Source organism: Flavicella sediminum, from assembly GCF_006381105.1.
GTDB lineage: Bacteria > Bacteroidota > Bacteroidia > Flavobacteriales > Flavobacteriaceae > Flavicella > Flavicella sediminum.
In genome coordinates, this window is record NZ_VDET01000002.1 from 1616176 (window position 1) to 1638615 (window position 22440).

Sequence of the window (22440 nt, forward strand, 5' to 3'; positions counted from 1 at the left end):
TTATTGCAGTCCCGTTTTGTACCTTTCTATGGCGCGTAAACGGGCTGTTTTATGATCTACTATCGGTTGAGGATAGCTTAGTTCGTCAAAATCTGTGATCCATTTTTTGATGTATTGCAAATCTTTGTCAAATTTTTTCAATTGTTCACTGGGGTTAAAAACTCTAAAATAGGGTGCTGAATCGCAACCAGTTCCTGCTGCCCATTGCCAATTTCCATTGTTTGAAGAAAGCTCGTAATCCAATAGTTTTTCTGCAAAATAGGCTTCGCCCCAACGCCAATCAATTAGAAGATGCTTGCATAAAAAACCGGCAGTAATCATTCGAACTCTATTGTGCATATAACCTGTTTTATTTAGTTGTCGCATGCCTGCATCTACCATTGGGTAACCGGTAGTTCCATTGCACCAGTTTTTAAATTCTTCTTCATTATTTCTCCATTCAATACGATTGTATTTCACTTTAAAATTTTCATTGGCCACTCTCGGGAAATGAAATAAAATTTGCATAAAAAATTCTCGCCAAATCAATTCGCTTAAAAAAACAGCATTTGTTGCTTGGGCTTTTTGCAAAATTTCTCGAATGCTAAAAGTGCCAAATCGTAAATGGGGACTTAAATAGCTGGTCTTGTCAATAAAAGGAAAATCTCGAATGCTGTCATAATCATTCAAAAAATTAAAATTAGGTGCTTTAACTTGGATCGACGATTTTTCAAAATTTAGCTTTTCTAAGCTAGGGAATGTACTAGTCGTTTTGCAAAAGTTAGCCGTAAGTTCTTCGGAAGGAAACTTTTCTATATTTGTGACAGCCAGTTTTTTTAGCCATTTGTTTTTGTAAGGCGTATAAACAGTGTAAGGTTTACTGTCATCTTTTACGACTTCACTTTCTTCAAAAATGACCTGGTCTTTTTCTTGATAGAAAGAAATGTTTTGTTCTTTTAAGAGTTTTTTTACGTTGAAATCTCTTTCTATTGCGGTGGGTTCGTAATCTTTATTGCAATAAACGGCTTCAATTTTATGTTCCTGAGTCAGTGTTTCCCAAATTTCTATCGGGTTGCCTTTTTTAATGAGTAAACTAGATCCTGCTTTTTTAAGCTGTGCATCTAATTCTGCTAATTGTTGGTGGATAAATCCAATACGAGCATCGTTTTTCGGAAGTCGGTTTGTAATGTTCGTGTCAAAAATAAAAAGGGGAATAACCGGTTTTCCTGAATTTAAGGCCTTAAATAAAGCCTTATTGTCGTGTAAACGGAGATCTCTTCGGAACCAAAAAAAAGTACAATTCATGGAAATAAAATTACAAAAAATCAGCAAGGGAAGCCTTGAGTTTTTTATATTTTTAAGGGATGCAAAGAGAAGTAGAATAGATGGGATTCTGTAGAAACTCAAAATTTTATTATCGTATCTTTGCGCGATGCAAGAATTACGATTGTCAAGTTGGTTGCCAACTACGAATAAAGAGGTGAAATTAAGAGGTTGGGAAGAATTGGATGTCATCCTATTTAGCGGTGATGCCTATGTGGATCATCCTTCTTTCGGACCTGCCGTTATTGGGCGTTTGTTAGAAAGTTATGGACTTAGAGTTGCGATTATTGCGCAGCCTTCAGTTCATGATAATTTACAAGATTTTACCAAAATGGGAAAACCGAAATTATTTTTTGGGGTTACCTCTGGAGTCATGGATTCCATGGTGAGTAATTATACAGCAAGCAAAAGACAACGTGATAAAGATGCTTATACGCCAAATGGAGACAAAGGGTTTAGACCTGATTATGCGGCAACGGTGTATAGTAAAATATTAAAAGAAAAATTTCCTGATGTACCTGTTTTGGTTGGAGGAATTGAAGCTTCTTTGCGAAGAGTTACGCATTATGATTATTGGACAGATCAGTTAAAACCCTCTATGTTGGTTGAGTCTGGTGCCGATATGTTGGTGTACGGAATGGGAGAGCAACCCTTAAAAGAAGTGGTGACGCTGATGCAAAAAGGAGTTCCTTTTGAATCATTAACAACCATCAAACAAACTTCTATTGTACGTCCTAAAGGAGCCTTGCCGGTTAATAAAAATTGGAAAGACAAGGTTTTAAGTTCACATGAAGCTTGTTTAAAAGATAAAAAAACTTTCGCAGCCAATTTTAAAACAATTGAGCAGGAATCTAATAAAACTTACGGAGCTAGAATTTTGCAAGATTATGGTGATAGTACCATCATTATAAATCCGCCTTATCCTACCATGATTGAAAAGGAGATTGATGCTTCTTTTGATTTGCCGTATACACGTTTGCCACACCCAAAATACAACAAGCGTGGACCTATTCCTGCGTTTGAAATGATAAAATTTTCTATCAACACTCATCGTGGTTGTTTTGGTGGTTGTAGTTTTTGTACCATTTCTGCACATCAAGGAAAATTTATTGCAAGTAGAAGTAAAGAGTCTATTTTAAAAGAAGTAGATCTGGTAGCAAATATGCCCGATTTTAAAGGCTATCTTTCTGATATTGGTGGACCTTCTGCCAATATGTACCAAATGAAAGGGAAGGTGCAAGAAATATGCGATAAATGTGTGGCGCCTTCTTGTATCAATCCGGTTATTTGTTCCAATTTAGATACGTCGCATGCGGCCATGACAGATTTGTACAGATCGGTAGACAAGCATCCAAAAGTGAAAAAATCATTTATTGGTTCAGGAATTCGATACGATATGTTGGTGCCCGAATTCAATAAAAATGCCGATCCTAAAGAATTAGAAGATTATACAGAAGAAGTAATTACCCACCATGTTTCTGGTAGGTTAAAAGTAGCGCCAGAGCATACGTCAGATCCTGTATTAAAATTGATGCGAAAACCCTCGTTTTCTAACTTCCATCAGTTTAAAAAATTGTTCGATAAAATCAATTTAAGAAAGAAATTGAATTTGCAATTGATTCCTTATTTTATTTCTAGTCACCCAGCAAGTGAGTTGGAAGACATGGCGAATTTGGCTGCGGAAACAAAGGACATGGGGTTCAAATTAGAGCAAGTGCAAGGATTTACACCAACACCAATGACAGTAGCAACGGTAATTTATTACAGTGGTTACCATCCGTATACTTTGGAGAAAATGAAGACTCCAAAAACTAAAAAAGAAAAAGACGAGCAACATCGTTTTTTCTTTTGGTATAAAAAAGAAAATCAAGATTGGATTCGGAAAACACTGACCAAAGCCGGAAGACAAGATTTGGCTGATAGACTGTTGCCCGACAATCCGAAGTTTCATAAAAACAAAAAAGATTTCAAAGTAAAAAATACTTTTGATGATACTGTAGATGTTCCAAAAGGCTCTAGAAGAGGGAAAAAAGGAAAAAGAAACCAAGGAAAAAGTGAATTTGTAAGTGTGTTTGATAAAAAGAAAAAAGATGCTAGAACTGATGAGAGTTCGTCTAGAAGAAGAAAGCCGAAAAGAAGAAGGTAATTTTCTGTAATTTTTTATTTTTGTCCCATTATTTGTATCCCTATGAAAAAAATCGTCTTATTATTTTTTTTGTGCTCCTTATTAGGATTTGCTCAAAAACCTGAAGATAAAAGTTTAAAATCACCTTACAATACTGTTTATACACATCTTTATTATTTACAAGAAAATAGTTATGATGTAGAAAAAGCGGCTTCCACAGTTTTTGTTGATGGTACTCAAGATCCGGAAGAAATTGCGATTAAAATTAAACGTGTTTTGGACGGTAAAGGTTTGCGTGTAAATATGACAACACTGCCCAAAAACGCAAATTATTTAGATACTGTTTCGGGGTTAGGAAACAAACCTAGATATGTGCTTTTTCCTAACCAAATACCAGAAATCTATTTAGAAAAAGTAAATGGAAATTGGTATTATAGTCAAGAAACAAGTAACACTATTGAAGGACTTTACCGACAAGTATATCCGTTAGGAACCGAGTACTTAAAAAAAATAATTCCGAATAAAGGACATATTAAACTATTAGGTATTGAGTTGTGGCAATATTTAGGTTTTATTGTATTGATTTTGCTCGGAATCTTTGTCTTTTATTTTTTGAAGACCATAATTTTTTGGGTATTGCAGCGACTAGAAAAATACTTGGTTCGTTTTTCTCATAGTTCTTTAAATGATTCTTTGTTGAAATTAGCAAGGCCGATTGCTTTGTTATGGGTGTTTTATTTACTTGAAAAATACATTCCTATACTTCAGCTTCATATCGATATAAATTCGTTTATTTTAAAAGGAGTTCATATTGCTCAAATCGTTTTATGGATTTATGTGTTTTTACAGTTTGTTCAGGTGGTAATGGATGTGTATAGCGCCTATTCGGAAAGAACAGATAGTAAATTAGACGATCAATTGGTACCTATACTAAATAGGCTGCTTAAAGGAATAGTTGTGGTAGTTGGTTGTTTAAAAATGTTGACCATTTTTGGAGCAGACGTAACCACTGTAATTGCGGGTGCTTCTATTGGAGGTTTGGCAGTGGCTTTGGCATCACAAGACACGGTAAGGAATTTGATAGGAACCATCATGATCTTTTTAGATCAGCCTTTTCAAATTGGAGATTGGATTGAAGGAGGCGGAGTAGAGGGTACTGTAGAAGAAGTAGGTTTTCGTTCTAGTAGAATTCGCGCAGCAGACACTTCTATTTTTACCATTCCAAATAGCAAACTTTCAGAAATTGTAATTAATAATAAAGGTTTGCGTTTGTATCGTCGTTACAATACTACTTTGGGTATTCGATACGATACACCCCCTGAATTGATTGAAATATTTGTAAAAGGATTACGAACTATTGTTGATGCACATCCTGATACGCGTTCAGATTCTTACAATGTAGAATTTGTTGGTTTTGGAGATTCTTCTTTGCAAATTTTGTTGAATGTTTATTTTAAACATCCAGGGTGGGCTGTTGAGCAGTCTTCAAAACATCGCTTGCATATGGCTATCGTAAAATTTGCCAATGAGGTTGGAGTTGGATTTGCTTTCCCATCTCAAACGGTAATGATTGAAGAATTTCCTGAAAAGAAATCTTTAGATATGAATTATAAGGTTGATGACGAAAAAGCAACGGCTATTTTGGATACAATTCTAAAAGATTTTCCAAAGCCGGAATAATATTAAGAGAATAAAAAACCTCCTTAACAATTTGTTAAGGAGGTTTTTTTATGAGATCTATTTTTCTAACGAATCACCTGTTCTAAAATAAATTCTACCCCATTTTCATCATTACTTTTTGTTTCGTAATTGGCAATTGCCTTTACGTTAGGATGTGCGTTTTTCATGGCGTAACTATAATCGGACAAGGCTAACATTGTTAAATCATTGTTATAGTCGCCAAAAACCATGGTTTCTGCTTTGGTGATATTTAATTTTTCTTGTAAATATTTAATAGCAACACCTTTGTTGGCATCATGATGAGAAATATCCAACCAATTTTTTCCGGAAACAGTTACCTGTAAATCAGTGTCCAAATGTTTTACAAAAGGTAAGACATGTGTTTCAGAGCATTCCTTGTTAAAAATAGCCACTTTAAAAAAAGTATCATTGGTAACTTTGGTCAGGTCATCTACAATGGTAAAGCTTGTGTAAAACTGACTGAAGGTGGCTACAAATTCTGCATCTTTAGATTCTACATAGGCCGAATTTAAGCCACATAAAACAATATAAGGATTTTTGATTTTTCTAGCAGCAAGAATAGTTTCGTTAATTTTTTCTTGGGCCAAATCGCGACTAAATAGTATGGTTTCTCCTTGTTTTCCAAAGCCGCCGTTTTCAGCAACAATGGTAATGTCGTTTTTAATACTTTCTAGTTTTCCAAGTATACTGTCGTATTGCCTTCCGCTAGCGGCTACAAAATGGATGTTTTGTTTTAGAAGGGCGGGGAATAATTTGAAAAATTTATCGCTCACTTCATGGTTAGAATTTAACAAAGTTCCATCCATGTCTGTAATTACCATTTTTACTTTAGAGTAATCCATCGTTTTTTTTGCAAAAATAGATTAAAAATAAATGAAGTATGTCATAAAAAAGTTAACTAATTAGAACTGATTAGTTTGGTTTTTTATATATTTGCATCGATGAAAAATAATAGTTTAAATATGACCTTTAGGAAGACGCGCTTTATCGAGCGCTGTCGCTGTATATAATTTAGTTTCTAAATTATAAGTTCTGACTGTTGAACACAGCAAAATCCTAAATATCATGGTTTATTTAACTAATTTTTATCAAAATCAAAATGCAATCCCTTTTACGTTTTTTTAGCAATAATATTCAGCCTATCTTTGCACCTATTTTAGCGGCTGTTTGTGCTCTCTTTTTTCGACGCCCGTTGGGCGTTAATTGTATGAAAGATAGGTGAGTCCATCTTTAAATAAGGAAAAAAAACAAACGTTAAAGATTAATTTAAGTCAAGGAATAAAAGTGAAAATTATAACAGCTAACAGTTCGCATAGTAAATATGCCGATATTATTTGTAAAACCATTGAGGAATCTGCGAAAGACAGAGGAACGGGTATTGCAAAAAGATCTCCTGAATATATTGTTTCCAAATTAGAAAGTGGAAATGCTGTCATTGCCTTAGAAGGCGATAAATTTGCGGGGTTTTGTTATATTGAAGTTTGGAGTAATAAAACCTATGTGGTGCACTCTGGCTTGATTGTTCATCCAGATTTTAGAAATTTAGGATTGGCAAAAAAAATTAAGAAGAAAATTTTTGATCATTCAAAGGTTATGTATCCTGATGCGAAAATATTTGGTATTACAACCGGATTGGCGGTCATGAAAATCAATTATGAATTGGGTTACAAACCTGTAACTTTTTCGGAATTGACCACTGATGAAGCCTTTTGGAACGGCTGTAAAGCCTGTCGAAATCATGATATTCTTACAAGAAATGATCATAAAATGTGTTTGTGTACAGGAATGTTACACGACCCAAAGGCGACTCCAGAAAAAATGACTTTCAATAAAAAAGTTTTGACTAGATTAAAGAAAATTAAACAAGCTTTGTTTTTGAAAAAAGGCGAAAAATAAATTTACTCCAAGAATTTTTTCTTGGCAAAAGTATAAAATATGGAAAAAGTAGTTTTAGCATACAGTGGTGGATTAGATACTTCTTACTGTGTAAAGTATTTGATCAACGAATTGAAATTAGAAGTGCATGGTGTTTTAGTAAATACAGGTGGTTTTAGTGAAGAAGAACTAAAAGCTGTTGAAGAAAAAGCATATGCTATGGGAGTAACATCTCATACAAGTAAAAATATTTTAGAAGAATATTATTCTAAAGCAATTAAGTATATGGTTTACGGAAATGTATTGAAAAACAATACTTATCCTTTATCTGTTAGTGCTGAGCGTGTTTTTCAATCTATAGAGGTTGTAAAATATGCAAAAAGTATTGGCGCAAAATATATTGCACACGGTAGTACGGGTGCAGGAAATGATCAAGTTCGTTTTGATATGATTTTCCAAACAATTGCTCCTGAAATTGAAATTTTAACGCCTATTCGCGATTTGAAATTATCTCGTCAGGTAGAAATTGATTACCTAGTAAAGCATGGAGTAGATATGAACTGGGAAAAATCTAAATACTCTATCAATAAAGGTATTTGGGGAACTTCTGTAGGTGGAGTAGAAACTTTATCTTCGCAAGAAGCCTTGCCAGAATCTGCTTATCCAAGTCAGTTGACAAGAAATGATGAAGAGCAAGTTACTTTGACTTTTGATAAAGGTGAATTTGTTGCTTTTAATGGAGAAAAAGACAGTCCAGTAAATAATATCTTAAAACTGGAAGCTATAGCATCCTCTTTTGCTATTGGTAGAGACACGCATGTTGGAGATACCATTGTTGGAATTAAAGGACGTGTTGGTTTTGAGGCAGCAGCAGCAACTGTAATTATCAAGGCACATCATTTGTTAGAAAAACATACGCTTTCTAAAGCACAGCAATTAACAAAAGAACCTTTGGCAAATACCTATGGAACTTATTTTCATGACGGACAATATTTAGAGCCTTTGATGCGTAATATTGAGAAATTCCTAGAAGATTCTCAAAAAACTGTAACTGGAGATGTGTATGTGACTTTACGTCCTTATCATTTTATGGTAACGGGTATCAATTCTGAATTCGATTTAATGGGCTCTGGTTTTGCTGATTATGGAGAAGAGAACAACGCTTGGAGTGCGCAAGACGCAAAAGGATTTATTAAAATTTACGGAATGCAAAACAAAATTTTCTACCACGTAAATAAAGATTTGTTAGATGCATAATTAGCCATAGGCTATTAGCGATCAGCTATTAGCTTTTTGGATAGTAATAATTGCCAATAGCCAAGAGCTAATGGCCAACAGCTAAAAAAATGATAAAAGCAGGAATTGTAGGAGGAGCTGGTTATACAGCGGGAGAATTGATAAGATTGATAAATAATCACGCAAAAGTAACCTTAGATTTTGTGTACAGTACGTCTAACGCAGGTAATAAATTGTACGCAGTGCATGCCGACCTATTAGGTGATACGGAACAAAAATTTACGGATACCATCAATCCTGATGTAGATGTTTTGTTTTTATGTTTAGGTCATGGAAACTCTACCGCATTTTTACAGAACAATACTTTTTCTGATGCCACTAAAATCATCGATTTGTCAAACGATTTCCGTTTGAATGCAGATGCTAATTTTGAAGGAAAAGATTTTGTATATGGTTTGCCAGAAGTTTCTAAAGAAGAAATAAAAAAAGCAAAATACATTGCAAATCCTGGTTGTTTTGCAAGCTGTATTCAATTTGGTTTGTTGCCATTAGCAAAAGCAAAAAAGCTAGAGAACGATATTCATATCAATGCCACTACAGGTGCAACAGGTGCTGGAGTTTCTCCAACATCGACTTCACATTTTCCTTGGAGAGATAATAATTTTTCAGTGTACAAACCTTTTACGCACCAACATTTAGGTGAAATAGGAGAGACTTTAGAATTGTTGCAAGGAACAAAGGCAGGTGAATTGTTCTTTATTCCAAATCGCGGTAATTTTAGTCGTGGAATTTTTGCTTCTATTTACACAAAATTCAATGGAACTTTAGAAGAAGCGAAAGCTTTGTATACGGAGTTTTATAAAGACCAACCTTTTGTTCATATTACAGATGTACCGGTAAGTATGAAACAGGTGGTAAACACAAATAAATGTGCAATTTCTTTAATTAAGCACGGTGATAATTTGTTGATCTATTCAGCAATAGATAATTTGTTAAAAGGAGCCTCTGGACAAGCAATTCAAAACATGAATTTAATTTTCGGTTATGAAGAGACAGAAGGTTTGCATTTAAAAGGTACAGCATTTTAATATAGTACATAGTATTTAGTACAAAGTATTAAGAATAATACTAAGTACTCATTACTCAGTACCTAATACTAAGAAAAATGAAATTATTTGATGTATACCCATTATATAACGTAACTCCTGTAAAAGCAGAAGGTTGTTATGTTTGGGACGAAAAAAACGAAAAATATTTAGATTTATATGGTGGGCATGGTGTAATCTCAATAGGACATACACACCCTCATTATAAAGAAACATTAGAAAAACAATTGAGTGCCATTGGTTTTTATTCCAATGCCATTCAAAATCCATTGCAACAAGAACTGTCTGATAAGTTGGGCGATTTGTCTGGTTGTGGAGAAGCATACGAATTGTTTTTATGTTCTACAGGAGCAGAGGCAAATGAAAATGCAATCAAAGTAGCTTCTTTTGTAAATCAAAAATCAAGAGTTATTGCTTTTCAAAACGGATTTCATGGACGTACTTCTGCAGCAGTTTCTGTAACGGATAATAAAAAAATTATTGCGCCCGTAAATGCGCACAATCCAGTTACAATTTTAGCTTTAAATGATATTGATGCTGTTAAAGTAGAAATAGCAAAAGGAGATGTTTCTTCAGTAATTATTGAGCCTATTCAAGGTGTTGGTGGTTTAGATCAACCTACTACAGAATTTTTACAAGCGCTTAGAAAAATTACTGCTGAAAATAATGTGTGCTTGATTTTAGATGAAGTACAATCAGGTTATGGAAGAAGTGGAAAATTCTTTGCACATCAGTTGCATGACATCAAACCAGATATTATTTCTTTAGCAAAAGGAATGGGGAACGGTTTTCCAATTGGAGGCGTACTTATTGCCAAGCATATTGAATCTTGGTATGGAATGCTAGGAACAACTTTTGGAGGTTCGCATTTGGCATGTGCAGCAGGTATTGCTGTTTTAGATGTTATAAAAAGTGAAAATTTATTGCAAAATGTGCAAGACATTAATACATACTTTAAAGAGCAAGTAAAAGATTTACCAGGTGTAAAGCAAATTAAAGGACAAGGATTAATGCTTGGTTTAGAATTTGATTTTGAAGTAGGAGAGCTTCGCAAAAAATTAATTTACGACGAAAAAATATTTACCGGTGGTGCCATGAACAAAAACTTATTGCGAATTTTACCTCCTTTAAATGTAACAAAACAAGATATTGATGTATTTGTAATAGCATTGAAGAAATTATTATAAAAACACATAAACCTAACAGGTCTCTAAGACCTGTTAGGTTTGAGAAGCTATTACTGGTTTTAAAGAGTTTTTGCGCAAGCAAGAACTCTTTTTCGTTTAAGAGAATAGGGTTTAAATATTATTCGTCTTTTTACATTTTTATAAGTGTCAAATAAATTTCTAGTTGCTAACTAATCAAGAAAGCTACAGCTTCAAGAAACGACAATATCAGCAGTATTGAATTTGTTTCATTTTTGTTTTTAGTCATATAGGATGTGATACATCTCTAAATAGTATTTTGGATAGGTTTTTTTATTCTTTTTTTCATTTTATTGCTTCATAGTATATGCCTTAGTGTTAGAAATGAGAACCCAATTGAGGGATATGAGTCCCTGTATCAGAAGTCTATATTGTTTTTTTGTGTAAAACTTTAAATATAGATATTATGAAAACAAAATTACTTTTAAGTGGTTTATTAACTTTATGTATGAGTGCTTTTACAACGACTAGCGCACAAGTAACTTACAATCAAGTTTGGGTGGATTACGGGAATTCAGAATATTATGGGGCCGTATCTACTATGGCGTCTCAAGACACACCGGGTTCTACTGAGTATTATGATTATACTTCAGACTCACCGGCAGTTTCATTGCCTACAGGTGCGGCAAGCAAAACAGCCTTTAAATATGTGAAAGCTAGCACAGGGGCAACTTCGGGGTTTCCTAGCTTTACAGTTCAACTTAATGGGAATTTAGACGATGCAGCAGTTACTGCTACCATCGATATTAATGTGAAAATTACTCTTTATATAGTGGCAGATCCAGATGCTAGTACAGGAGTAGACTTGTCTGCTTTGACTAATAATGGAGCTGACATGAAGTTTACCTTACAACTAAAAGATTCTGATGGAAATGCTAGCACAAGAACTAGTGCGAGACCTCTAGGAGCTACCATTGATTTTAATACGGGGTGGCAAGAGTTAGATTTTAAGGTTCAAATTAGAACTCAAGATGCTACAAATTTAAACCAGTACGACCAAGCGATACTTCTTTTAGGTAATACAACATTAGATCCAGTTAGTGGCTTAAAGTTCTACACAGATGGTACTAACTTTTTAAATGAAGATGTGTCTATTTATGTTAGTAGTATCGTATCAGATACTGCCTTAGATGCAACTATATTAGCTACGAACGACAATATTGATAAAGCAGAGGCCCTTTTGTTTTACCCGAACCCTGCAGAGGATAAAATATTTTTATCTGACAATGTGGAATCTGTTAAAATATTTAATACAGTAGGTGCTCTAGTTATGGAGTCTAATACAAATAAGTTAGATGTAAGCAGTTTGTATAAAGGTGTTTATGTTGCTGAGATGAAGGTAGAGAATGGTGTTAAATCCGTAAAACGTTTTATAAAAAAATAAGTAACTGCGGAATTTAAAAAAAGAAGCTTTGTACAATAGATGCAAAGCTTCTTTTTTTAATGAATACTAGCAAGGAATTTAATTCGTGTCTTTTATCCTGTTGTTTGAAGTCGTTATAATTTATAGATGAGATGATTTGCTCTAGCTGAATAGGGAAGCAAAGTTCTTTATGCAAATGAATTATTAATAAGAGATAATAGTGAAAATATTAACTCTTTTATACTACAAGAAAACGAGGAAGGATTTTGTGCTATTGACGGACAGATTAACAATAATCAGTCAGGTTATACAGGAGATGGTTTTGCTAATACGGATCATGCAAGAAGTTATGGGATCAATTGGCTAATAGTTGGTAATTCGGGTTCCAATACATTTACATGGAAACATGCCTGTCCAAGTGATAGAATAGGAAATTTATCAGTGAATGGAGAATAGGGTTTATGTAATATAGATTATTTCCAGGTTGAAGGACCTAATGCTATTGCTGCTTCGTGTGAACTGCTTAAGCATAGCAATATAAATTTAGAGAAGGAAAATGTGATTCGGGTTTACTCAAATCGATCGTCTTCAATATTTACACTTTCAAAAAAAGTAGTCCAAGTCGAGGTATATCGTATGAATGGACAATTAGAATTTGGTGCTGATGAATATGTTAGTAAGCCTTTTTCTGTAAAACACTTGCAATTAAGAGTGCAAAAATTACTTCAGAATAGTATTCAAATAAAGCAGCATTTCTCGAAAAATAGTATGTTGCCAAAAGATGATATCAAGCTTGAATTATCTAAAAAAGACCAATTATTTATTGAGAATATTATCAAAGTAATAGAGAAAAATTATGCGGATTCTAATTTTGGCGTGCAAGAGTTGTCTGTTGAGATAGGATTGAGTACCTCACAACTTTATAGACGATTAAAACAGTTTACAGGTCAGGTTCCTATTGTTTATCTGCGCAATTATAGACTTCAAAAAGCGGCAGAGCTACTAAGAAGTAATGAGGGCTTTAATGTTTCTGAAGTTCGGTATCAAATAGGTATAGAGTCTAAATCGTATTTCTCAACATCTTTCAAAAAATTGTATGGAGTCTCTCCATCAGATTTTTTAAAACTTTAATGCTGAGTGTAAGTTCAAGTTGGTCTGTTTTAGTTTTTACTGTAAAGGTAAGCCGAAATGGATTATTGGCTTTGTATGAACTAGTAAAATGAAAAAACTAATAAGTCACCTTAGTGATCACTATTTCAGGATAGTTATATTTTAATTTTCAAAACGAAATTTTAACTTAGAAAAGTTTCATTTTTTAATATAGGGTCACGCTTAAAAATGCTTTTTTTGTTTACCAAATCTAAATAGTTTATCTACAACAAATTCCTTAATTTTGAGCCTTATTAATATATAGGAAGTCCATGAAACATTACTTATCCATTCACGATTTACCAAGCATCAAAGATACCGTTGCAGAGGCCATAGAGTTAAAGAAAAATCCACTACAATTTCAAGATTTAGGAAAAAACAAAACCATTGGTTTGTTGTTCTTTAATAACAGTTTACGTACGCGTTTAAGTACGCAAAAAGCGGCTTTGAATTTAGGAATGGAGCCTATAGTCATGAATTTTGGTGCCGAAGGGTGGCAATTAGAATTTGAAGATGGTCGAGTGATGGATCAAGGAAAGTCGGAACATGTAAAAGAGGCTGCTGCCGTAATTTCTCAATATTGTGATATTATTGCTATTCGTGCATTTGCAGGATTAGAGGACAAAGAAAAAGATGAAGCAGAAGAAGTATTATCTGCTTTTGTAAAATATGCTACGGTTCCCATTTTAAATATGGAATCTTCAGTTGGGCATCCTTTGCAAGCTTTGGCAGATGCTATTACGATTGAAGAACACAAGCCCACAAAAAAGAAATTGAAAGTCGTTTTGTCTTGGGCACCACATCCAAAAGCGTTGCCGCATGCAGTGGGAAATTCATTTGCTGAAATGGCCTTGGCGCATGAAGATGATTTTGAAGTGGTCATTACACATCCAAAGGGATATGAGTTGAATCCTGAAAAAACGAAAGGAGCTACTATTGAATACGATCAAAAGAAAGCCTTTGAAGGAGCCGATTTTATTTATACAAAAAACTGGTCTTCATATAAGGATTATGGCCAAGTTGTTTGTAAAGATGCGTCTTGGACTATCAATAATGAAAAAATGGCCCTTACAGACAATGCGAAATTTATGCACTGTTTACCAGTTCGTAGAAATGTGGTGGTTGCCGATGAGGTAATTGATTCTGAAAATTCTATTGTTATCAAACAAGCCAATAATAGAACGTATTCTGCGCAAATAGTATTGAAAAAAATATTGGAAAATTTATAACTAGCCGTTTGCTTTTAGCTGTTTGCCATTAGTTGCTAATAGCCAAAAGCCAATAGCTAATAGCTAGAAGAATGAAACAAAAACTAACAATAGTAAAAGTAGGAGGAAATGTAATTAACAATCCTGTTGCTTTGGAAAGCTTCTTAACAGATTTTGCTAAAGTTGAAGGACATAAAATATTAGTCCACGGAGGAGGAAAAAGAGCTACGCAATTGGCGGCAGATTTAGGGATAGAGGCTACAATGATCAATGGAAGAAGAGTGACAGATGCCACTACTTTAGAAATTGTGACAATGGTGTATGCGGGTTTATTAAACAAAAATATTACAGCGACTTTACAAAAATTCAATTGCAATGCATTGGGCTTGTCGGGTGCAGATGGAAATTCTATCCAAGCGCATAAACGTATTGTAAAAGATATAGATTATGGTTTTGCAGGTGATGTGGATGGTATCAATGCAACAAATATTTCTACGTTTATTGAAGGAGGAATGACACCTGTATTTTGTGCCATTACACATGATGGCAAAGGACAGTTGTTAAATACCAATGCAGATACAATCGCTTCTACAATTGCTGTAGGAATGTCTGAAAACTATGAGGTATCTTTGATTTATACCTTTGAAAAAAATGGGGTGTTAACGTCTATCGATGATGATAATTCTGTGATTACAGATATCAATTCAGAAAAATACACACAGTTAAAAACTGACGGAATTATTGCCGATGGTATGTTGCCAAAAATGGAAAACTGTTTTGATGCATTGCAAAAAGGAGTGTCAAAAGTGATTATCGGAAATCCAACCGTAATTTTAAATAAAGAACAATTATTTACAACCTTGACTTTGTAAATTAATTTGCACACAACATTTGTTGAAGTGTGCATAAAAATAGATAGATGGTAGAGAAATTACAAGAAGAAGCCTTAGCGCTTTTAAAAGAACTGATCCCAATACAGTCTTTTTCAAAAGAAGAACAACCAACGGCTAATTTATTGGCTAGCTGGTTAGAAGTTAGGGGTATTGAAGTACATATGGATTTGTACAATGTTTGGGCAGTGAACAAACATTTTGACGAGGCCAAACCAACCATTTTACTAAATTCTCATCATGATACTGTAAAGCCAAATGCGGCTTATACAAGAGATCCGTTTGCAGCCACTGTGGAAGAAGGTAAGTTGTATGGTTTAGGTTCAAATGATGCTGGAGGTTGCTTGGTAGGATTGCTTTCAGCCTTTGTGTATTTTTATGACAAGCAGAATTTAAAGTACAATTTTGTAATTGCAGCAACTGCAGAAGAAGAAATTTCAGGTGAAAATGGAATTGCTTATATGCAGCCTATTTTACCGAAGATTGATTTTGCTATTGTGGGTGAACCTACTTTGCTAGATTTGGCCATTGCAGAAAAAGGCTTAGTAGTTTTTGATGGAAAAGTAACTGGAACCCCAGGGCATGCAGCGCATATTCCAAACAATCAGAATCCAATATTTATGGCTTTAAAGGATTTAAACTGGTTCAATACCTATGAATTTCCAAAAGTTTCAGAAGCCTTAGGGAAAGTAAAAATGACCGTTTCTCAAATAAACGCGGGAAAACAACACAATGTAGTTCCTTCTGAGTTGAATTTTGTTGTAGATTGTAGAGTGACAGATGCCTATTCTAACGAAGAAATTGCAAAAATAATTGCAGAAAACACCGAAAATGAAGTACTACCAAGATCTCTTCGATTGAATTCTTCTTCTATAAATCCTAATCATGAATTTGTAAAAGCAGGATTAAAATTGGGTAAAAATACCTACGGTTCTCCAACTTTATCAGACCAATGCAGATTGGATTGTCAGAGTGTGAAATTAGGTCCTGGCGATTCTTTAAGATCTCACTCTGCAGATGAATTTATTTATGTGCAAGAAGTAAAAGATGGTGTCAAATTTTACATAGATATTTTAAGCGAAATCGTTTAAAAAAAAGTTTTAACGTTTAATAATTGGCATGCGATTTTTCTCTTTATCATTGAAAAGAGTATCTTTGCGGCACACAAAAAGTACAGATATGAAACTTTGGGATAAAGGATACGCTACGGATAAAAAAATTGACATTTTTACGGTAGGAAACGATAGAGAGTTAGATTTACAATTGGCGAAGTATGATGTTTTAGGAAACATTGCACAAACAAAAATGTTGAATTCTATAGGAACAATTTCTAATGAAGAATTAGAAGGTTTGGTTGCTGAGTTGAACAATATTATGACAACAATTGAGGATGGAACTTTTACTATTGAAGATTCTTTTGAAGACGTACATTCTAAAGTAGAATGGTTGTTGACAGAGAAATTGGGAGATGCCGGAAAGAAAATTCATACAGCACGTTCTCGTAATGATCAAGTTTTACTAGATGTACACTTGTATGCTAAAGATGCTATTTTAGAATTGAAGGATTGGGTGAAAAAATTATTCGATTTATTAATTGAATTGGCTGAAAAATATAAAAATCACTTATTACCAGGCTATACACATTTACAAGTGGCTATGCCATCTTCTTTCGGAATGTGGTTTTCTGCCTATGCCGAAAGTTTGATTGACGATGTGTACTTTTTAGATGCAGCCTATAAAGTAGCGGATCAAAATCCGTTAGGATCTGCAGCTGGTTATGGTTCTTCTTTTCCAATTGATAGAGAAATGACAACAAAAGAATTGGGTTTTGCTACTTTAAAAGTAAACTCAGTAGCAGCACAAATGGGAAGAGGGAAATTAGAAAAATCTATATCCTTTGCCATTGCAAGTGTTTCTGCAACCTTGTCTAAAATGAGTATGGATATCTGTTTGTATATGAGTCAAAATTTTGGATTTGTTACTTTTCCAGATGAATTGACAACAGGTTCAAGTATAATGCCTCATAAAAAAAATCCAGATGTATTTGAATTGATTCGTGGAAAATGTAATAAACTGCAAGCTTTACCTTATGAATTGACCTTAATAACAAATAATTTACCAAGTGGTTATCATAGAGATTTACAGTTGGTAAAAGAAGGTTTGATTCCTTCAGTTTCTACCTTAAAATCATGTTTGGATATGATGGTGTTTTCTTTGGAGAATATTATTATTACAGAAAATATTGTTACTGATGATAAGTACAAATATATTTTTAGTGTAGAGGAAGTAAACGCTTTGGTACAAGCCGGAACTCCTTTTAGAGATGCTTATAAAATAGTGGGCGCTAAGATTCAAAATGGGGAATTTAAACCTGATTTAAACGTAAAACATACCCATATTGGAAGTGTAGGAAATTTAGCTTTGGATAAGATTCAAAATAAAATGAACCTTCTTTATTAAGAGAAGTAATGTTTTGTGAATAATCCGTCTATATAACTATATAGACGGGTTTTTTTTTTCTTAAGAATTAACCTATTTTGAAGGATTGTAATTTTAGAAAATACGAGACGTATGGTATATATCAATGTAATAGCCACATTGCAAACTTTTTTGTTTGCTGCATTGTTGTATAAGAATAGAAATAATAATGTTTTTAACACCTTACTAGGTTTATTGCTTCTAGTTTTAGGAGTTTCTTTGTTCGGAAATTCGATGGTTTTGTTAGAAGGGATTTCTGCTAATTTGGGTGGTTTATTTTTCTTTACGCAAGCAGCCAGTCTTTTTATAGGCCCAATTATTTATTATTACCTGAATTTGTTGTCAGGTAAGAAAACCAAATTAACAAATCCTTTTTTTATAGCTACTTTGTTGGTGGTGTTGTATGTACTTTATCTCGCTTTTCAATTTTTTACTTTAGAGACAAATGACAAAATCGCCTATATAGCGCAATTACGCACAACTCACTATCCAAAAGGGATGTATATATTTACTTGGTTGTTTGTTATTTTACAACAGCTTTATTTTACCTTATCTTGTGTCAATGTAATCAAGTTTAGTAAAAGCATCAAACACATTTTTTCTACAAAAAGTAGAACCAGAAATATATTTGCATATAAGTTCATTACGCTTATTTGTGTTTTGGATACAACCTTGATTATAACGATGTTTCTTTTTCCGATGTATCAAGTTCAGTTTGCTATTTTACCTACAAAAATTGTAATTGCTTTCAGCTTTATTGTGTATTATGCTTTTGAACAGAATGCTATTTTTAATGAAGATAGTTATGTGGAATATCAGAAAGATATTGAGTTGTTAAAGAAGGCTAATTTGGAACCAGAAGTTACTACTAACGATGAACAAGTAGACCCCAGTCAGGTAAAGAAAGTGTTAATTGAAAAGAAATTGTTTTTAAATCCATCCGTAACCATATTCGATTTGGCTAAAGAATTGGATTGCAATCATCGGATTGTTTCCGCGGCAATTAATAAAAAATTGAACACAACATTTTTAAGTTTGGTTAATGAAATGAGAGTAGAGGAAGCCAAAAGTATTTTACAAAATAATCCAGAAAATTTAACGATGGAAGGTGTAGGTTTGGAGTCTGGATTTAATAGTAGAGCTTCTTTTTACCGAGTATTTAAGAAAATGACAAATAGAACTCCAGTTGAGTATATGTCTGGTAAATAGTTGATTATTAAGTGTTCGCTAATGTAACATTGTCTCAATACTTGTTTTGAGACATGCTTTATTTTTTTTTAATTGTGAACTCAATTATATTTGTAGAGAAATTAAGAAGAGAAACTTTAAAACATAATACAGGTTATGTAAATTTGTTTTGAAACAATAAAGTACGAGAAGATTTTTTAGGGAAAATAATATTGTATGTTTTAGTTCAAAGTAAGTAACCTGTCTTTTTTGACATTAAAGTTTTATAAAATATAAAACAACGGATTTATAAATCGAAAATCTAATTTTATTCTAGGGGTAGAGAAAATACTTGAACTAAGATTTATAATGAAGTTGTTTTTTTTTAATGTGAACCATCACAATAGGGTTTGTTACCCGAGTTACCACAAGTACATAAAAATGCCTTTTCATTTTCAGGAACTTTAAATAATAAAGGTTTAATTCCTGATTTCAATTCTTTGTGGCTGCCATCACAATATGGCATTTCTTCCGATTTATTACAGGTACAATAAGCATAAGCTTTGTCTTTTATAAGATAGCAAGCTTTTGGTGTTGGTATAGGTTTTTTCATAAGTAAAGTAAAAAGAAAAGCCACTCTTTATTTGGAGTGGCTTTTCTGAATTGTATAATATGTGTTAAGCATGAATAGCTCTGTCGGCAGTAGCTGCCAAACAAGCTTCTTTAATAGCTTCTGTATAGGTTGGATGTGCGTGTGACATTCTAGAAACATCTTCAGCAGAGGCTCTAAATTCCATTGCGACAACAGCTTCAGCAATCATATCAGCTGCTCTTGCCCCAATCATGTGAACTCCTAAAATTTCATCCGTTGTTGCATCTGCCAAAACTTTTACTTGTCCGTCTATATCCATACTTGCTCTAGCTCTACCTAAGGCTCTCATTGAAAAACTTCCTGCTTTGTAAGCAATTCCTTCTTCTTTTAATTGAGCTTCTGTTTTACCAACTGCGGCAACTTCTGGCCAAGTATAAACCACACCCGGAATTAAGTTGTAATTGATATGTGGTTTTTCTCCCGCTATAAATTCAGCAACCATTGTTCCTTCTTCTTCTGCTTTATGCGCTAACATGGCACCTTTTACAACATCTCCAATTGCGTAGATATTTGGAATGTTTGTTTGCAAGTGATCGTTCGTTTCAATTTGACCTCTATCCGTTGTTTTTAATCCAATAGCATTCAGTCCAAGCCCGTCTGTATACGGACGACGTCCTACGGATACTAAGGTGTAATCTCCTTTGAATTCTACAGGGTTTCCTTTTTTATCATCAGCTGTTACAACAACTTCGTCTCCATTGTTTGTTACAGAAGTTACTTTATGACTTGTATAGAATTTTAATCCTTGTTTTTTTAATGATTTTTGCAATTCTTTAGACAGCATATCATCCATTCCAGGAATAATTTTTGGCATAAATTCAATAACAGAAACTTCAGCGCCCAAACGTGCGTATACCTGTCCTAATTCCAATCCAATTACTCCACCACCAATTACGATTAAGTGCTTTGGAACTTCTTTTAGTTTTAACGCTTCTGTAGAAGTAATAACGCGTTCTTTATCGATAGAGATAAAAGGTAAGGTTGAAGGTTTTGAACCTGTAGCAATAATTGTTTTTGCTGCTTCAATTTTTTCAACAGAACCATCTGGTTTGGCAATGTTTATATGAGTTGTATCGAAAAAAGTACCTGTACCTTCGTATAAGTCAATTCCGTTTTTATCCATTAAATAGTTTATTCCTCCTGAAGTTTGACTAACAACTTCTCCTTTACGAGCAATCATTTGTTCAAAATTAAGACTTAAGCCTTCAACTCCAATTCCGTGTTTTTCAAAATGTTTTTTTGCATCATGATAATGGTGAGAAGAATCTAGCAAAGCTTTTGAAGGAATACATCCTACATTTAAACAGGTTCCACCTAAAGTAGAATATTTTTCAATAATTGCAGTTTTCAATCCTAATTGTGCACATCTAATTGCTGCAACATACCCTCCAGGTCCTGAGCCAATAACGGCTACATCATACGTACTCATAGTATTCGTCTTAAAATTTATACAACAAATTTAAGTAATTGCTTTTAAGTGAGCTGTGATAATACAGTAATAATTAGTTGTGTTTTCTGTAAATCTGTTAGAAATAAAACATGTGAATTCTCATATTCTTAACTAGGAAATCCTAGTATATCTCCCATACCTACCGTAAATAGCCAACAGCCATAAAGCATATGTTCTAGACAAACAAAAATGAGGGACTTAGTTTTAATATAAGTATAAGCAAAAATATAACCGCCAATAAATGAAAGCGCTAGCACAATAGGATTGTTAAAAAAAAGATGTCCTAATGAAAATACCAATGCATTTAACAATAAAAACAATTGTTCGTTTTTTAGAAAGTTTCTATACCTAAGGAAATAAAAACTGCGATATATAATTTCTTGTGGAATAACGGATACAATACTATAAACAAATAAAAAAGTAAACCAAAGCAATGGTTTTTGAAGTACTACAGAAAATAATTTTTCTGGGTGGTAATAGCAAACATAAGTAGTTGTCAATAAAATCAACCCCAAAAACAACGCTGTTATTCTTAAAGCTTGATTTTTAAAGGACTGAGCAGAGAATAGTAAAAAAGAATATTTATGTACAATTAGGAGTCTTACCATATATACAAAACCCACAAGGCCAATACCAAGCTTTAAGCCCATTGGAAGTTTCAATGCAAAAGCAATAGGAGATATTATAAATAGAAGTAGAAATTCAATTTTTAGTTGGTTTAGGTTTAAAACTTTCATATGGATGTCTTGTTAGATTGCTTCGTTAAAAATAATTATAAATATAACACTTCATTTGGGTTTGTAATTTCATAAGTTTTTAGAAAACGGTACTATGGAATAGGTTGAAATTTCAAGCTACTAACTCTTTATAGGTATTCTACTGTGTAAACGCATAAATATGCTTGATATTACCATTTTATTTATATGTTTTTTTATTTAAAGGTAAAATAGAATAGAATCACGGCAATTCAGCTATGTTGTACATAGAAGAACTGTCTTACTTTTGAAGTGTAATTGAAAAACAAGTAATTATGAAAACAACATTAAAAAGAGTAATCGTAATGAGTATGCTGTTAGGATTTGTAACAGTAAATGCTTCAAATGTGACCCCAACTCCAGAGGTAGTTGTAACATCTTTAGACGCTGAGAAATTCAGTCTTTTGGTTGAAAATCAAAAGAGCAATAGCAAAATTCAAATTAAAGACTCTAGAGGAGTCGTACTTTATACAAGTGTCATTAAAAAAGGTGAGAAAAGTAAAAAGATCTACGATTTGTCTATGCTACCAAAAGGTACTTATTATCTAAAAGTGGTAAACCGCGTAAGAACCAAAATATATTCTGTTTCCGATACAAATATCAAATTGGTTATCAACTCACATAACAGTACTTTAAAAATGCAAAAGGAAGCCTTAGCAATTTTATAGTGATTTAAAAATCTGTTTTATTAGATGTTTAGTTTTAAGTTTAGAATCTTAAAAGGGGTCGTTTCAGACCCCTTTTTTTGTGCAGCAGAATGCAATGTTGAAATAGTAGA

The 22440-nt window shown here is 33.4% G+C and carries 19 protein-coding genes; 14 read left to right on the plus strand and 5 right to left on the minus strand.

Features of this window, described 5'->3' with window-relative positions:
• Nucleotides 1-1284, minus strand: coding sequence for a cryptochrome/photolyase family protein (locus tag FGM02_RS06755; protein ID WP_139957540.1), 1284 nt, complete (start codon nucleotides 1282-1284; stop codon nucleotides 1-3).
• A 127-nt stretch (nucleotides 1285-1411) separates the two neighbouring features.
• Between FGM02_RS06755 and FGM02_RS06760 the strand changes: the two genes are divergently transcribed.
• Both FGM02_RS06760 and FGM02_RS06765 read left to right on the plus strand, forming a co-directional pair.
• The gene (locus FGM02_RS06760; protein ID WP_139957541.1) at nucleotides 1412-3448 is read left to right on the plus strand and encodes a YgiQ family radical SAM protein; all 2037 of its coding nucleotides are present in this window, start codon (nucleotides 1412-1414) and stop codon (nucleotides 3446-3448) included.
• A 42-nt stretch (nucleotides 3449-3490) separates the two neighbouring features.
• Nucleotides 3491-5107: a mechanosensitive ion channel family protein gene (locus FGM02_RS06765; protein WP_139957542.1), complete on the plus strand. Its 1617-nt coding sequence runs from the start codon at nucleotides 3491-3493 to the stop codon at nucleotides 5105-5107.
• Nucleotides 5108-5172: 65 nt separating this feature from the next.
• Here the strand turns inward: FGM02_RS06765 and FGM02_RS06770 are convergent, their stop codons facing one another.
• Nucleotides 5173-5970, minus strand: coding sequence for an HAD family hydrolase (locus FGM02_RS06770; protein ID WP_139957543.1), 798 nt, complete (start codon nucleotides 5968-5970; stop codon nucleotides 5173-5175).
• Between the two features lie 442 nt (nucleotides 5971-6412).
• On the opposite strand from FGM02_RS06770, the gene FGM02_RS06775 reads away from it, so the two are divergent.
• The 11 genes from FGM02_RS06775 to FGM02_RS06825 all read left to right on the plus strand — a co-directional run bounded on the left by FGM02_RS06775 (nucleotide 6413) and on the right by FGM02_RS06825 (nucleotide 18847).
• On the plus strand, nucleotides 6413-7024 hold the full coding sequence (locus FGM02_RS06775) for a GNAT family N-acetyltransferase (RefSeq protein ID WP_139957544.1): 612 nt from the start codon (nucleotides 6413-6415) through the stop codon (nucleotides 7022-7024).
• 39 nt (nucleotides 7025-7063) lie between these two features.
• Entirely contained in the window at nucleotides 7064-8260 is a 1197-nt protein-coding gene (locus tag FGM02_RS06780; RefSeq protein WP_139957545.1) for an argininosuccinate synthase, read from the plus strand.
• 89 nt (nucleotides 8261-8349) lie between these two features.
• Nucleotides 8350-9327: an N-acetyl-gamma-glutamyl-phosphate reductase gene (gene argC / locus FGM02_RS06785; RefSeq protein WP_139957546.1), complete on the plus strand. Its 978-nt coding sequence runs from the start codon at nucleotides 8350-8352 to the stop codon at nucleotides 9325-9327.
• Between the two features lie 77 nt (nucleotides 9328-9404).
• Nucleotides 9405-10532, plus strand: coding sequence for an aspartate aminotransferase family protein (locus FGM02_RS06790; RefSeq protein ID WP_139957547.1), 1128 nt, complete (start codon nucleotides 9405-9407; stop codon nucleotides 10530-10532).
• Nucleotides 10533-10956: 424 nt separating this feature from the next.
• On the plus strand, nucleotides 10957-11934 hold the full coding sequence (locus FGM02_RS06795; protein ID WP_139957548.1) for a T9SS type A sorting domain-containing protein: 978 nt from the start codon (nucleotides 10957-10959) through the stop codon (nucleotides 11932-11934).
• A 615-nt stretch (nucleotides 11935-12549) separates the two neighbouring features.
• Nucleotides 12550-13044 (plus strand): helix-turn-helix domain-containing protein, encoded by a 495-nt coding sequence (locus FGM02_RS06800; RefSeq protein ID WP_139957549.1) that lies wholly within the window; start codon nucleotides 12550-12552, stop codon nucleotides 13042-13044.
• Nucleotides 13045-13334: 290 nt separating this feature from the next.
• Nucleotides 13335-14291 carry an N-acetylornithine carbamoyltransferase gene (locus tag FGM02_RS06805; RefSeq protein ID WP_139957550.1) on the plus strand — a complete coding sequence of 319 codons (957 nt, stop codon included), beginning with the start codon at nucleotides 13335-13337 and terminating at the stop codon, nucleotides 14289-14291.
• A gap of 71 nt (nucleotides 14292-14362) precedes the next feature.
• Nucleotides 14363-15142: an acetylglutamate kinase gene (gene argB, locus FGM02_RS06810; RefSeq protein WP_139957551.1), complete on the plus strand. Its 780-nt coding sequence runs from the start codon at nucleotides 14363-14365 to the stop codon at nucleotides 15140-15142.
• A gap of 47 nt (nucleotides 15143-15189) precedes the next feature.
• On the plus strand, nucleotides 15190-16251 hold the full coding sequence (locus FGM02_RS06815; protein WP_139957552.1) for a M20 family metallo-hydrolase: 1062 nt from the start codon (nucleotides 15190-15192) through the stop codon (nucleotides 16249-16251).
• A gap of 88 nt (nucleotides 16252-16339) precedes the next feature.
• Nucleotides 16340-17620: an argininosuccinate lyase gene (argH, locus tag FGM02_RS06820; protein ID WP_139957553.1), complete on the plus strand. Its 1281-nt coding sequence runs from the start codon at nucleotides 16340-16342 to the stop codon at nucleotides 17618-17620.
• Nucleotides 17621-17731: 111 nt separating this feature from the next.
• A complete protein-coding gene (locus FGM02_RS06825; RefSeq protein ID WP_139957554.1) occupies nucleotides 17732-18847 on the plus strand; it encodes a helix-turn-helix domain-containing protein in 1116 nt (371 codons plus the stop codon).
• A 343-nt stretch (nucleotides 18848-19190) separates the two neighbouring features.
• Here FGM02_RS06825 and FGM02_RS06830 read toward each other — a convergent pair whose 3' ends face one another.
• The 3 genes from FGM02_RS06830 to FGM02_RS06840 form a co-directional block, all read right to left on the minus strand.
• On the minus strand, nucleotides 19191-19418 hold the full coding sequence (locus tag FGM02_RS06830) for a CDGSH iron-sulfur domain-containing protein (protein WP_139957555.1): 228 nt from the start codon (nucleotides 19416-19418) through the stop codon (nucleotides 19191-19193).
• A gap of 64 nt (nucleotides 19419-19482) precedes the next feature.
• Nucleotides 19483-20886 (minus strand): dihydrolipoyl dehydrogenase, encoded by a 1404-nt coding sequence (lpdA, locus tag FGM02_RS06835; protein ID WP_139957556.1) that lies wholly within the window; start codon nucleotides 20884-20886, stop codon nucleotides 19483-19485.
• A gap of 128 nt (nucleotides 20887-21014) precedes the next feature.
• Nucleotides 21015-21644, minus strand: coding sequence for a CPBP family intramembrane glutamic endopeptidase (locus FGM02_RS06840; RefSeq protein ID WP_139957557.1), 630 nt, complete (start codon nucleotides 21642-21644; stop codon nucleotides 21015-21017).
• Nucleotides 21645-21937: 293 nt separating this feature from the next.
• Here FGM02_RS06840 and FGM02_RS06845 point away from each other — a divergent pair, with 293 nt between their 5' ends.
• Nucleotides 21938-22330, plus strand: a complete 393-nt coding sequence (locus FGM02_RS06845) for a hypothetical protein (RefSeq protein WP_139957558.1) — start codon at nucleotides 21938-21940, stop codon at nucleotides 22328-22330.
• Nucleotides 22331-22440 lie beyond the last annotated feature (110 nt).